The organism is Streptomyces sp. MH60 (genome assembly GCF_002939385.1).
In the GTDB taxonomy this organism is placed as follows: Bacteria; Actinomycetota; Actinomycetes; order Streptomycetales; family Streptomycetaceae; genus Streptomyces.
The window spans coordinates 75,301-88,497 of record NZ_MULI01000025.1; the positions used below are offsets into that span (position 1 = coordinate 75,301).

Sequence of the window (13,197 nt, forward strand, 5' to 3'; positions counted from 1 at the left end):
CGGTACGAGGCGGGTAGGACGAACGGGGACAACGGACGGGGCAACGACTCACAGGCTGATCCACCCGGCCACCAGGGCGACGAGGCCGAGCACCGCGCCGGTCACGGAGACGGCCAGGACGACGAGTTCCCCGGGCGAGAACAGCCGACGGCCCTGCTCGCGGCGGGCCATCACGAACAGCACGGTCGCCGGCGCGTAGACGACGAAGGACACCAGGACGAACTTGAGCCCCGCCGCGTACAGCAGGAACGCGGTGTACAGCGTGGCGACGACCCCGACCGCCAGCTCGCGCCGCGAGGTGCGGCCGCCCTCGGTCAGCGGGTCGTCCCGGCTGCCGATCCGCACCGCGAAGGCCGCCGCCAGCAGATACGGGATCAGGGAGAGGGCGCTGGTCAGGTTGAGCGCGAAGTCGAAGGCGTCGCTGGAGAAACTGGTGGCGATCAGCACCACCTGGGTGAGCAGCGAGGACATCAGCAGCGCCGGCACCGGCACGTCGGCGGCGTTGGCGCGGCGCAGGAAGCGCGGCATGTCGTCGTCCTTGGCCGCGACGAAGAGCACCTCCGCCGCCATCAGCGTCCAGGCCAGATAGGCGCCCAGGACCGACACGATCAGACCGACGCCGATGAACACCCGGCCCCAGGTGCCGACGGCCGCCTCCAGGACACCCGCCATGGACGGCTGGCGCAGGCCGGCGATCTCGGCCATCGGCATGATGCCGTACGACACGATGGTCACCGACGCGAAGACGGCGAAGACGCTGAGGAAGCCGAGCACCGTCGCCCTGCCCACGTCGGACCGGCGCCGGGCGTGCCGGGAGTAGACGCTGGCGCCCTCGACGCCGAGGAACACGAAGACGGTCGCCAGCATGGTGCCGCGCACCTGCGAGAACAGGGAGCCGGCGTAGTCGGCGCCGCCGAAGTTGTCCGCGAAGACGCCCGGTTCGAAGTACACCAGGGCCAGGACGACGAAGAAGACGATGGGGACGAGCTTGGCGACCGTGACGATCCGGTTGATCGCCGTCGCCTCCTTCACCCCGCGCCGGATCAGCCAGAAGAACGCCCACAGCCCGGCGGAGGACAGCACCACCGCCACGGCGGTGTCCCCGTCGCCCAGGGCCGGCCAGACCGACCCGGCGGTCGACATGATCAGGACCCAGTAGGTCACGTTGCCCACGCACGAACTGGCCCAGTAGCCGAAGGCGGCGAAGAAGCCCGGGTACTCGCCGAAGCCCGCCTTGGCGTACGCGTACACGCCGGCGTCGAGGTCGGGCCTGCGCACCGCGAGGGACTGGAAGACGAAGGCCAGCGTCAGCATGCCCGTGCCCGCGATCGCCCAGGCGATCAGCGCGCCCGCGACGCCGGTCTCCTCGGCGAAGCGCCCCGGCAGCGAGAACACCCCGGCGCCCACCATCGACCCGACCACCATGGCGGTCAGGGTGAACATCCCCACCTTCGCGGTGGGCGGCGCGGTGCTGTCGACGTCGGAAGCAGCGGCCTGCGACATGCCGTCCCTCCGGGTGGCTGAGCGATTGCGACCACTGTGCATGAGGTGGTCGCTCCGGGCATCTTGGTCAGCCGTGCAGGGCGAGGTACGGGGCCAGCGCGAACAGCGTGGCGATCAGGGCGTACTTCAGGTGGCGCGTGGGCAGCGCGTGGGCGATCCGCCAGCCCAGCAGCACCCCCGCCAGCTCCGGCACGCCGACCAGCACCGCCAGCGGCCAGTCGACCGCCCCCTGGGCCAGGTACCCCACCGTTCCCACCCCGGCGATGACGACGGACTGCGCCTGGGCCGCGGCGAGGGACTCCAGCACGGGCACGCCCAGGGCCACCAGCAAGGGCACGGTCAGCATCGGTCCGCCGATGCCGACGACCCCGGCCGCCACGGCCACCGCGCAGCCCAGCCCCGCCACCACCGCCGTCGACGGGTGCGCCCGCGCGGCGGCCGCACGGCGGCGCTCGCGGAACCACACCAGGCCCGCCACGCCCGCCACGAACACACCGAGCACCAGCCCGAACATCCGCTTGGACACGTACGAGTTGACCAGGACGCCGAGCGGGGTACCGACGACCGCGCTCACCGCCAGGACCAGCGCCGTGCGCCGGGTCCCCGGCTCGCGCAGCTGCCCGGAGCGGGTGTAGGCGGCGGTCGCGAGGACCCCGGTGGCGACATGGGTGACGAGGGCCGTCCCGGCCACCTCCGCGGGCGTCAGACCGGTGAGCGCGAACAGGCCGATGGTGGGCAGCACCCCGCCCGGTCCGACGGCGGTGATGCCCACCCCGCCGACCAGACCCAGCAGCCCCAGCGCCACCAGCACGGGCACACTCGCACCGGTCATCTCAGGCATCCTCCGACGCGGTCCGCGGCCCACCGCGGTGGAGCGTGGCGCGCAGGGTCATCCGGTCCGCGCGGACCCGGATCGACTCGGCGTCCACCGGTCGGCCGTCCGCCAACCGGGTCAGCCGCTCCAGGGCGAACACCGCCGCCCCCGGCTCGATCCCCAGCAACCGCGCCGTGCCCGGGTCCGCGTTGACCGCGTGCACGGCCACCTCGGCCCGCCCGAGCCCGACACCGGCGGCCTCCTCGACCAGGTCGAACACATCACGGTCCCGCAGGTCGCCGGCGAGCACGGCACGGCCGACGTCGTCGGTCAGGTAACTGGTGTCCAGCGACAGCGGCAGCCCGTCCAGCCACCGCAGCCGCTCCACGTACACACCGCCCGCGCCGGCCGGCACCTCCAGACGGGTGGCGATCGCGGCGGGCAGCACCGGCACCTCGGCGGCGACCCGCACCTCGTTGGTCACGGTGCCGCGCCCGGTCAGTTCCTCGGCCAGCCCGGTCAGCCGGTCGAGGCCGTGCCCGTACTTCGGCAGCAGCACCGTCGTCCCGATCCCGCGCCGCCGGGTGATCAGACCCTCCTCGCGCAGCAGCCCCAGGGCGTCCCGCACGGCGTTGCGCGAGGCACCGAACCGGCGGCCCAGATCCCGCTCGTCGGGCAGCGTGCCGTCGGCGAAGGCACCGCCCGTGATCTGCTGCCGCAGTACGTCGGCCAGCTGCCGGGCCCGCTCCGCGCGCGGCCGTCCCCCATGGTGGTCCATGCCGCTCACGGTAACCCGAACCATGTTTCGCCGACGTTACGCCACCCCTGCTGACCTGCGAAAACGTCTGACCTGCGGGTTCGCGGGGGAGCGCGGCGCGCTTCGCCACCCGGCCCGCGGGACGCTCACCGCGCGGTGCGCAGATCCACGCCGCGCCGGGCCAGGTTCAGCACTCCCACGACGATGAGCGCCACCCCGAGCAGCTGCGGCACGACCCACCAGTCGCCCCGTATGTCCTCCCGGTACAGGACCACGCCGAGCAGCAGGCTCACCGTCGCGTCGCCCAGCGTGAGGGCGGGCTGCGAGGCGACGAGCGGACCGCCCTGCATAGCGTGCTCCAGCAGGAGCACGGCACACACCCCGGCCACCGCGAAGCCGTAGGTCTGCCAGGCGGTGAAGAAGCCGACCAGGCCGTCGGCGTCCAGGACACGCATGGAGTCCTTCATCAGTCCGGCCGTCAGCGCGTAGCACACCGCCGTGGCCGCGCCGAGGCACCCGGCACGGGCCTTGCCGACCGGGCGCTTCAGACCGGCGGCGGCCAGCACCACGGCCGCTCCGGCACAGGCCGCCAGCGCCGGCACCCAGCGGTCCAGGGGCACGTCGGCCTTGCCGCCGTCCGGTGCGGCCGAGGCCAGCGCGACACCGAGCCCCACGACCACTCCGCCGACGGCGAGCCACATGACCTCCGGCAGTCGGTTGCCGGTCAGCAGCGAGGCCAGCAGCAGGGCCAGTGGAAGCTCCAGCACGAACAGGGGCTGTACGAGTGACAACGGCCCCGTCGCCAGGGCGATCGCCTGACCCACACCGGCCACCACGACGGCCAGCATGCCGCCGAGCCACACGGGGCGCCGCAACAGATCGAGGACGAGTCCGGGGCGGAACCCCTGGGACTGCGGCACGCTCAGCGCGGCGCGCCGCTGGAGCACGGTGGCCAGCGCGTTGCTGAAGGCGGCGAGGAGTGCGAAGAGCACCGGCAGTACAACACCCATCCACCGATACTCACCCCGATCGCCCCCGGCCGCGCGCCGCGTCACGTCCGGGGCGCCGGGGACTGCTCAGCTGTCGCTCTGCCCGGAGGCAGCCTCGGCCGCGGGGTCCTGCTTCCGCTCGGGCACGGCGGCCTCGGTGGCGGTGTAGTAGACCGAGGTGCCCTGCTTGGTGCGCTGGGCCTGGTTCTTGGCGACGAGTCCCTCGAGCGTGGTGCGCACGACCGTGGTCTTGACAGTCCGTCCGGAGTGGGCCTCGCTCAGCGCCGTGGTGACCTCGGCGGCGGACCGCGGTTCCCGCTGCCCGGCGAGGTGCTCGCGCACCAGCTCCACCAGGGTCGGCCGGCCCGCGTCCCGTGCCGCCGCCTTCTTCGCCGCGGGCTTCCCGGCGCTCTTGGCGGCGGTCTTGGTGGCCGACTTGGCGGGTGACTTCTCGGTCGCCTTGGCGGGTGCCTTCTCGGTCGTCTTGGCGGATGCCTTGGCGGGTGACTTGTCGGCCGTCTCGGTGGTCGTCGTGGCGGTCGACCTGGTGGCCTTCTTCGCCGTCGGCTTCGAGGCCGGCTTGGCACCCGGCTTCGAGGCCGCCGCGCGCTTGGGCGCGGCGGTGGCCTTCTTGCTCCGCATCGACTTGCCCGCGGCCGACCGCGAGGCGGCACCGCCACGCGGAGCCGGCACCGTGGCCGCCTCGGTCGCGGCGGCGGGCTCCGGCGCGGCGGCGGACTGCGGCGGCGCGGTGATGCCGAGGGCCTGCTGCATGTTCACCAGCAGTGCGTGGTCGTGCTGCAGCGCGGCCAGTTGCTGCTGGAGAGCCGTGATCTCCGCGCTGACACGTTCCTGCTCCTTGACGTTGCGCTCCAGGTCGTCGGTCACCTGGACGCTGTACTGCGACGCCAGTTCCGTGGCGGACTGCATCGTGCTCTCGGACATGGTGGGGACTCTCCTTGGTTCGCGGCCGTGAAGGCTGACGCGCAGCCCTCAGTTGTTGCCCTGTTCGCTGCCGAGTCGGTATACCACGTATGGCCGCCCTCGTGGTATGTGCCGCCGCAACCCAGTGCGTGTGTTCGGACCACGGAGAGAGGTGCTCAGCCGCCCGCGGGCACCTCCACGACCTTCCCGTGCTCGTCGACGGTATGTGTCTGCCAGTAGGTGTCCCACTTGTCGCCGACGTGTTCCGGGACCTTGCCCTCGGGGTAGCGGGTGTAACCCTCGGGCGGCTCCTCGCCGTTGGGCACACATGCGCTGCCGGTGCCGCCGATGCTCAGGACCGGGTACTCACCGCCGCCGCAGCTGGCCTCCTCCATGGAACAGCCGGTCAGCACCGCCGCGGCGGCGGCACAGGCCAGGACGAGACCACGGACGGACCGCCCGGTGCGGACGGCGGACGCGGTCGACGGTCGGTGAAGCAGGTGAGTGGTACGCACGGTTGGCTCCCTGAGGGGGGTGACTGGTGCGGCAAGCGTCCCCCGGCGGGGGGACGCACCTCATGAGTACGAGTACTCAATCGGACGAGCCGTATTACCTGTCACGGTCGGCCAGGCGGTCCACCCGGCGCGCGCTCGCCCGGGCCTCCCGCTCGGCCCCCGCCACGGCGTCCGCGGCCGTGCGGCCCCGCTCCTCGGCCTCCCGCCGTTCCCGTTCGGCCCGTTCGAGGTCCTCATGTGCCGCGCGCAGCCGCTCCTCGGCGGCGGCCACCGTCTCGCGGACCCGGCCCAGTTCGTCGTCGGCCCGGCGGAACGACTCCCGCGCCTCGGCCTGCTCGGCGCGTGCGTCACGCAGGTGCCGTTCGGCCCGCTCGGCCTCCTGTTCGGCCTGCTCCCGTTCTTCTCGCCGTTTGCGGCGCCGCTCGGCGAGTTCGTCCTTCGCCCGGGTGCCGGACGCGGTGCGGGGGGACTTCGGGCGCGCGGTCGGCCGGGGTTCGGTCCGGGCGGGCTCCGGCGGAGCGGTGCCCGAAGGAAAGGCCGAGGGCGGGGTCAGGGAGACCTCCAGGCGTCCCCCGGCCCACCGGCCGGCCGCGTCCGGGTCCGCGAGGACCGCGCGCAGCGTCGACTCGACCTCCCGCTGCGCCGCCTGGGAGAGCCGCTGCCCGGCCTCGCCGGCGAGCTGTGCGGCCTGCCGGGAGAGGGCGGCGACGATCCGCCGGCGCTGCGCCGAGAGTTCCTTGAGCCCGGCGGCGTCCAGGGTGCGGTGTGCCTCGCGCAGCGCCTGCCCCAGCTCCAGGAACCGCCGGGTCTCCTCCGGCCGGGAGCGGGTCAGCAGATTCGCCGCCCACGCGGCGAGCGTGGGCCGGCGGGCGGCGTGGATGCGGCGGGCGTCCTCCTTGCGACCGGCGGTTCTGGCGGCCGCGGCGCGTTCCTCCCGACGGGAGACGAAGGCGGACGGAGGCGTGGCGTACAGCTCGTCCAGGACCTGCTCGACCGCTTCCGCGTCCCGGCCGTCCGTGTCCCGGCGATGCCCGCCCTTGGGCTGCATGGTCGCCGCCTCCGTTCTCCGCCGTCCGTCCTCTGTCGTCCCTCTCCGTGCCGACCGCGAGTCACCGGGACCGTCCCGGCGTCGATGCGGCCTACTTCGCCGCCGCCAGGTCGTCGTAGACGAGCAGGCCGTCCGACCGCAGCCGGACACCCGGGGTGGGGGAGTGGGCCGTCAGCCGGCCGTCGTGCATGAGGTGGTCCGCCGGAGTGTCACGGGCCAGCACGGCGAAGTCGGCGATGAGACGTCGGTGGCAGCGCCACCACACCGCCTCGCCGCACATGACTGCGGTGCGCTCGTGTGCCGCCGAGGCCAGCAGCTCGTCCATCGCGGCGACGAACTCCGGCGACCGTGTGTGCCCTGCGTACGCGCGAAAGGACGCGTTGCGCCAGACGACGTCGGGAGAGCCGGGCGCCGGCTTGCGGAACCCGCCCAGACGCCGCTCCCACCGGTAGTCGAGGCCCTCCTCGGGCATCCACTCGGCCAGCCGGTCCCGCAGCAGGTCGGGGTCGCGGCGGCTGCCGGGGGCGGTCCTGACGTCGACCACCGACGTGACACCGGCACCACGCAGCAGTCCGGCCAGCTCCGCGCGGCCCGCGGTGCCGTGCCCGAACGTGACCAGATGGGGCTGCGCCATGTCGTCACCGGTCCCCACGCTGTCTGCGCCCATGCCTTCTGTCTACGGTCACCCGGGCGGCCCCGCGACCCGAACGGGGCCCACCCGGGCACGGTGCCGGGCCGCCGTCCGTCTGCCGAAGGTGCGCCGGTAGGCGTGCGGGCTGACTCCGGTGGTGCGCTTGAAGCGGTCACGGAAGGCCGTCGGCGAGCCGAAGCCGACCTGGGCGGCGATGCGTTCCACGGAGTGCTCGGTGGTCTCCAGCAGGTGCTGCGCCTGCCGGACCCGGGCACGGTGCAGCCACTGCAGCGGGGTGCTGCCGGTCTGCTCCCGGAAGCGGCGGATCAGCGTCCGGGTGCTCATCCCGGCGTGGGCGGCGATGTCGGCGAGGGAGAGGTCGCTGGCCAGGTTCTCCCGCAGCCAGGTGAGCAGGGGTTCGAGGGCGGAACCGCGGGGCACGGGGGTGTAGTCGTGGACGATGAACTGGGCCTGGCCGCCTTCGCGTTCGAGCGGCGTCACCGACAGCCGGGCGGCGTGCGCGGCGACCGCCGAGCCGTAGTCGCGCCGGATCATGTGCAGGCACAGGTCCAGGCCCGCGGCGGCGCCGGCCGAGGTGAGGATTTGGCCGTTGTCGACGTACAGGACGTCCGGGTCGACGTCGATGTCCGGATGGGCGTCGGCCAGGGCCTTCGCGGCGACCCAGTGGGTGGTGGCCCGCAGCCCGTCCAGCAGTCCGGTGGCGGCCAGCGGGAAGGTGCCGGAGCAGATGGAGGCGATCCGGGTGCCGTTCCCGGCGGCCGTGCGCAGCGCGTCGCGGACGGCGGGGGAGAGCGGTTCGGTGACGGCGGCCGTACCGGGGACGATGATGGTGTCCGCCTCCCGCAGCCCGTCCAGTCCCCAGGGCGCGCGCAGCGTGAACGCGCCGGCGTCGATCTCGGGGTGCTCGGCACACACCCGGATCCGGTAGCCGGGGCTGCCGTCGGGGAGCCGGGTACGGGTGAAGACCTCGATCGGGGTGGACAGGTCGAACGGGATCACCCGGTCCAGCGCGAGAACGGCGACGGTGTGCATGGCCGGAACGTACCTCCTCGCTGGTCGGTGACCGGCGGCCGTGGCGTTTTCCCGTGGGAAGCCGTCACTCCTGCCACGGGAGACCGAACCGGCCGTCCTGTCACGTTAAGTCATTTGCCTAATCGAATTAGGCCAGTGCACAATCGGTGAAGGGGAGAGCCGTACACCCAGCCGCACCACCGCCGGAGACGACATGCACACCACGGACGACTGGATCACCACGCCCATCACCGGGGACCTCCTGCGGGGCGCCCTCGACCTGGAGCGCACCGAGCGCGGCCTGCTGCCGCACCGGCTGCCCGCCCGGGCCCGCGCGCAGAACAACGACGGACAGTTGGCCATGGCCGAGTCCCAGCCCTCCGGCGTACGCCTGGCCCTGCGCACCCGCGCCACCGTCCTCGAACTGGACACCCTGCCCACCAAGCGGGTCTACGTCGGTGTCCCGCCGCGCCCGGACGGTGTGTACGACCTGCTCGTCGACGGCCGACCGGCGGGCCGGGGCAGTGTGACGGGCGGCAACACCCTGACCATCGACCTGACCACCGGCACGGCGGGCGTCGAGCCCGGTCCGGTCGGCACCCTCCGCTTCGCGGACCTGCCCGAGGGCAGCAAGGACATCGAGATCTGGTTGCCGCACAACGAGACCACCGAACTCGTCGCCCTGCGCACCGACGCCCCCGTCGAGCCCGCCCCGGACCCCGGCCGCCGGGTCTGGCTGCACCACGGCAGCTCGATCAGTCACGGCTCCGACGCCGCGAGCCCCACCACCACCTGGCCCGCCCTCGCCGCCTCCCTCGGCGGCGTGGAACTGATCAACCTGGGCCTGGGCGGCAGCGCCCTGCTCGACCCGTTCACCGCACGGGCGATGCGTGACACCCCCGCCGACCTGATCAGCGTGAAGATCGGCATCAACGTGGTCAACGCCGACCTCATGCGCCTGCGGGCCTTCGGCCCCGCCGTGCACGGCTTCCTCGACACCGTGCGCGAGGGCCACCCCACCGCCCCGCTGCTGGTCGTCTCACCCATCCTGTGCCCCGTGCAGGAGGACACCCCCGGCCCCCTCGCCCCCGACTTCTCCGGCATCGCCGAGGGCCGCCTCCGGTTCGTCGCCACGGGTGACCCGGCGGACCGCGCGAGCGGGAAGCTGACCCTGAACGTCATCCGGGACGAGCTGTCCCGGATCGTCGCCGAACGGGCCGCCGACGACGAGAACCTGTACTACCTCGACGGCCGCGAACTGTACGGAGAGGCCGACGCGGCAGACCTGCCCCTGCCGGACAACATCCACCCGGACGCCGCCACCCACCGCCTCATCGGCGAACGCTTCGCCAAGCTGGCCTTCGCCGACCGAGGAGCCTTCAGCGGCTGAACCCCATGGGCCGGTCCCATGGGCCGGTCCTCATGAGCGGGTCCTCACGGGCGGGTCCTCATGTGCCGGTCCTCATGGGTCAGCCCTCCTGCGGAAGCCCGCCTGAGCGGTCCTCACGACCCGACGACGACCGCGGCGAAGCGACCGGCCACCTCGCGCCAGACCGCCTCGGCCGCGGGCTCGTCGCGTTCCGCCCGGCGGGAGAGCTCCACCGGGTCCAGCCCGCGGGCCCGGAGCCGTTCGGCGTCCCACGACCTCACCCGGTCCGCACCCGCCTCGGGGTGGAACTGCACGCCCCACGCCCGCTCACCGACCCGGAACGCCTGGTACGGGCACCGCTCGCTCGACATGAGCCACGCCGCGCCGGGCGGCAGGGCGGTGACGGCGTCCTGGTGGTGCTCGACCGCCGTCACCCGCTCCGGCAGCCCGGCGAAGAGCGGATCGGCAGCGGCCTCGGGCCGCACGGCCAACGGCGTGCTGCCGACCTCCGGTTCGCCGTGCTCGCCCCGCACCGTTCCGCCGGCGACCTGGGCGAGGAGCTGTCCGCCGAGGCAGATCCCGAAGACCGGGGTACCCCGCTCAACCGCCTCGGCGACCAGGGCCCGGGTGGGTACGAGCCAGGGAGCGCGCTCGTCGTCGTCGGGCAGGTAGCCACCGCCGAGCACCAGCACGCCGTCGTGCGACGGACGCCGGGGGAGGGCCGCACCGGCGTACGCGTGCACCACGTCCAGTGTCACCCCGCCCGCGACCAGCCAGTCACCGAACCGGCCCGCTCCACCGCCCCGATGGTTCTGCACCACCAAGAGCCGCGACATCTCCCCACCCCGCTTCACCTCGTCCGACTCGGCCTCGCCGCACGCGACGCGGCGGACCGTCCGCCCACCGTGTCACAGACTGGCCGCCCGATGCGTCGGCTCACCTTCGAGGACGGTCAACAGCACCGGTACGTCCGCGAGTTCGGTGGACGCCACGGTGAGCGGGTCGGCGCCGTGCCGTCGGCCTGACTCAGCGGCGTGCCAGGTACAGGGATACCGCCTTGTGCAGCACCCTGTTCAGCGGGTAGTCCCACTCGCCGAGGTACTCGACGGCCTGTCCGCCCGCGCCCACCTTGAACCGGAGCAGTCCCAGCAGGTGGTTGTCCTCGTCCAGGGTGTCGGTGATGCCGCGGAAGTCGTAGACGGCGGCGCCGCGTTCATGGGCGTCGCACATCATCCGCCACTGGAGGGCGTTGTTGGGCTGCACCTCGCGCCGCCGGCTGGTGGACGCGCCGTAGGAGTACCAGACGTGTTCGCCGACCGTCAGCATCGTGGCCGCGGCGAGCACCTCCCCGTCGTGATGGGCGAGGTACAGGCGCATGCGGTCCGGGTCCTCGGCGGTCAGCGCCTGCCACATCCGCCGGAAGTAGGCGAGGGGACGCGGTACGAACCGGTCCCGGCGCGCGGTCTCCACGTACAGCTCGTAGAAGGTGGGCAGATCCTCCTCGTCGCCCCGGACGACCTTGACGCCGGCCTTCTCGGCCTTCTTGATGTTGCGCCGCCACTGCTGGTTGAAGTCGTTCTGCAGCTGCTCCAGCGACCGCCCCGCGAGCGGTACCTGGCACACGTGGCTCGGCTGGCCCGCGGCGAAGCCGTCCTCGCCGCCGGGCTCGGTGCGCCGCCAGCCCATCCCGCGCAGCCGCTCGGCGATGTCGTCGGCGCCGGGCTCGCGCACCGTCGCCTCCACGTCGCCCAGCCGCCGGGCACCCGGGTCGGCGATCGCCGCCTTGACCGCGTCGGCGCTCCAGCGCCGCGTCACCACCGGCGGCCCCATCCGCACCATGAACGCGCCGCGTTCCCTCAGGTGCGCGAGCATCGGCTCCAGCCACCGCTCCAGACCGTCCGCCGTCCAGTCGATGACCGGGCCCTCGGGCAGGTAGGCCAGGTACCGCTTCAGCCGCGGCAGCGGCCGCAGCAGCACCAGCCCGGCGCCCACCAGCTCTCCGCCCTCGTCGAACCAGCCCAGGCTCTCCGCCCGCCAGTCCGGCTTCACGTCACCCCAGGAGGGGACTTGGAGATGGCTCACGGAAGGCCGGGACGTGACGAAGCGCAGATGCTCCTCACGGGTGATCGGCTTCAGACGACAACTCATGGGGCGTCCCTCTGTTCGGCTTCGTTCGACGGTGAGGCGGTGTCACGGTGTGACGGTGTGACGGTGAGGCGGTGAGGCGGTGAGGCGGTGAGGCGGTGAGGCGGTACGACGGTGCGGCGGAGAGACGGCCGAGCCGCGGGGGTTGTCCGCCGTCCACGCACACCTCACAGGGAACAACGACGGCGGCCGTTCCGCGCGCTGTCACCGTGCCGCCCACCCGTGTGCTCCGTCCGGCGCGCGGGGACGTGGGCCGGATGGCAGCGTGGCAGGACCGGGCGGTGCGAGCGGGACGGACGGAGCGGACGGAGCGGACGGTCATGGCACGGGCGATCTGGACGGGCGTGATCACCTTCGGGCTGGTCTCGGTGCCCGTCGGTCTGTTCACGGCGACCGAGGACCACACGGTCCACTTCCACCAGTTGCAGCGCGGCACCTCGGACCGGGTCCGCAACCGGCGGGTCAACGAGCGCACCGGCAAGGAAGTCGCCACCGACGACATCGTCAAGGGATACGAGGTGGGCGAGGGCGAGTACGTCGTCGTGGAGCCCGGGGAACTCGACGAGATCGCGCCGGGACGCTCCCGCACCCTCGAGATCACCGACTTCGTGGACCTGGACCGGATCGAGCCGGTCTACTTCGGCCGCACCTACTACATCGCCCCGCGCGGCAAGGAGTACCTCAAGGTCTACGAACTCCTGCGCACCGCCCTCGCCGAGACCGGCAAGGCGGGTGTCGCCACGTTCGTCATGCGCAACCGGCAGTACCTGACCGCGCTGCGCGCCGAGGACCGGGTCCTGCTGCTCCAGACGCTGCACTGGGCCGACGAGGTCCGCGACCCCGTGCAGGAGCTTCCGGAACTGCCGTCGGACCGGGTGGGCCGGGGCAAGGAACTGGACATGGCGCTGCGTCTCGTCGACGCCCTCAGCGGCGACTGGGAGCCCGCCCGCTATCGCGACACCTACCAGGAGAAGGTCCGCGAGCTGGTCCGGGCCAAGGCCGAGGGCCAGGAGGTCGCCGTCGCCGAGGAGGCGCCCGAGGCCACCAACGTCGTCGACCTGATGGACGTCCTGCGCGGCAGCCTGGAACGGGCGAAGGGCGGTACGGGCGATGACAAGGGCGACAAGAAGCGGTCCGCGCCGCGGAAGAAGGCCGCCGAGCCGCGGCAGAAGGCAGCCGCCGGGCCCTCCCGCCGGACCGCGCCCGCCAGAAGCGAGCTGCGGGAGCTGAGCAAGGCGGAGCTCTACCAGCGGGCCACCGAGCAGGACATCGCCGGCCGCTCGAAGATGAGCAGGCAGCAACTCGTCGACGCGCTCGGCGACAGCAAGAGCCGCGGTCGCCGGAAGAAGAAGACGACCGCGGCCTGAGACCGGACCACCGCTCAGGCGGTGCTGAGCATGCCCTCCCGCAGGCGGGTCAGCAGGCGGGAGATGAGCCGGGAGACGTGCATCTGGGAGACGCCGAGGCGCT

13 protein-coding genes are annotated in these 13,197 nt (G+C 73.0%); 2 read left to right on the plus strand and 11 right to left on the minus strand.

Annotated elements, in window-relative coordinates:
- Positions 1 to 48 precede the first annotated feature (48 nt).
- From BZZ08_RS18060 to BZZ08_RS18100, 9 genes are all read right to left on the minus strand, one after another.
- Entirely contained in the window at positions 49 to 1,503 is a 1,455-nt protein-coding gene (locus BZZ08_RS18060) for a basic amino acid/polyamine antiporter (protein ID WP_104633273.1), read from the minus strand.
- 67 nt (positions 1,504 to 1,570) lie between these two features.
- Complete coding sequence (locus BZZ08_RS18065) at positions 1,571 to 2,335, minus strand: sulfite exporter TauE/SafE family protein (RefSeq protein ID WP_104633274.1); 765 nt, start codon at positions 2,333 to 2,335, stop codon at positions 1,571 to 1,573.
- A gap of 1 nt (position 2,336) precedes the next feature.
- Positions 2,337 to 3,095, minus strand: coding sequence for a GntR family transcriptional regulator (locus BZZ08_RS18070; RefSeq protein WP_241965503.1), 759 nt, complete (start codon positions 3,093 to 3,095; stop codon positions 2,337 to 2,339).
- Positions 3,096 to 3,220: 125 nt separating this feature from the next.
- Positions 3,221 to 4,084: a DMT family transporter gene (locus BZZ08_RS18075; protein WP_104633276.1), complete on the minus strand. Its 864-nt coding sequence runs from the start codon at positions 4,082 to 4,084 to the stop codon at positions 3,221 to 3,223.
- A 66-nt stretch (positions 4,085 to 4,150) separates the two neighbouring features.
- A complete protein-coding gene (locus tag BZZ08_RS18080; RefSeq protein ID WP_104633277.1) occupies positions 4,151 to 5,008 on the minus strand; it encodes a hypothetical protein in 858 nt (285 codons plus the stop codon).
- A 155-nt stretch (positions 5,009 to 5,163) separates the two neighbouring features.
- Complete coding sequence (locus BZZ08_RS18085; RefSeq protein WP_198601552.1) at positions 5,164 to 5,502, minus strand: SCO0607 family lipoprotein; 339 nt, start codon at positions 5,500 to 5,502, stop codon at positions 5,164 to 5,166.
- A 94-nt stretch (positions 5,503 to 5,596) separates the two neighbouring features.
- Complete coding sequence (locus BZZ08_RS18090) at positions 5,597 to 6,550, minus strand: hypothetical protein (RefSeq protein WP_104633278.1); 954 nt, start codon at positions 6,548 to 6,550, stop codon at positions 5,597 to 5,599.
- A gap of 91 nt (positions 6,551 to 6,641) precedes the next feature.
- Positions 6,642 to 7,217: a DUF488 domain-containing protein gene (locus BZZ08_RS18095; RefSeq protein ID WP_446750263.1), complete on the minus strand. Its 576-nt coding sequence runs from the start codon at positions 7,215 to 7,217 to the stop codon at positions 6,642 to 6,644.
- Between the two features lie 15 nt (positions 7,218 to 7,232).
- Complete coding sequence (locus tag BZZ08_RS18100) at positions 7,233 to 8,234, minus strand: GlxA family transcriptional regulator (RefSeq protein WP_104633280.1); 1,002 nt, start codon at positions 8,232 to 8,234, stop codon at positions 7,233 to 7,235.
- 193 nt (positions 8,235 to 8,427) lie between these two features.
- Between BZZ08_RS18100 and BZZ08_RS18105 the strand changes: the two genes are divergently transcribed.
- A complete protein-coding gene (locus BZZ08_RS18105) occupies positions 8,428 to 9,603 on the plus strand; it encodes a GDSL-type esterase/lipase family protein (RefSeq protein ID WP_104633281.1) in 1,176 nt (391 codons plus the stop codon).
- Positions 9,604 to 9,716: 113 nt separating this feature from the next.
- Here BZZ08_RS18105 and BZZ08_RS18110 read toward each other — a convergent pair whose 3' ends face one another.
- On the minus strand, positions 9,717 to 10,418 hold the full coding sequence (locus BZZ08_RS18110; protein WP_104633282.1) for a type 1 glutamine amidotransferase: 702 nt from the start codon (positions 10,416 to 10,418) through the stop codon (positions 9,717 to 9,719).
- A 190-nt stretch (positions 10,419 to 10,608) separates the two neighbouring features.
- A complete protein-coding gene (locus BZZ08_RS18115) occupies positions 10,609 to 11,730 on the minus strand; it encodes a lipid II:glycine glycyltransferase FemX (protein ID WP_104633283.1) in 1,122 nt (373 codons plus the stop codon).
- 317 nt (positions 11,731 to 12,047) lie between these two features.
- On the opposite strand from BZZ08_RS18115, the gene ku reads away from it, so the two are divergent.
- Positions 12,048 to 13,094 carry a non-homologous end joining protein Ku gene (ku, locus tag BZZ08_RS18125; protein ID WP_104633285.1) on the plus strand — a complete coding sequence of 349 codons (1,047 nt, stop codon included), beginning with the start codon at positions 12,048 to 12,050 and terminating at the stop codon, positions 13,092 to 13,094.
- The last annotated feature ends 103 nt before the right edge of the window (positions 13,095 to 13,197 follow it).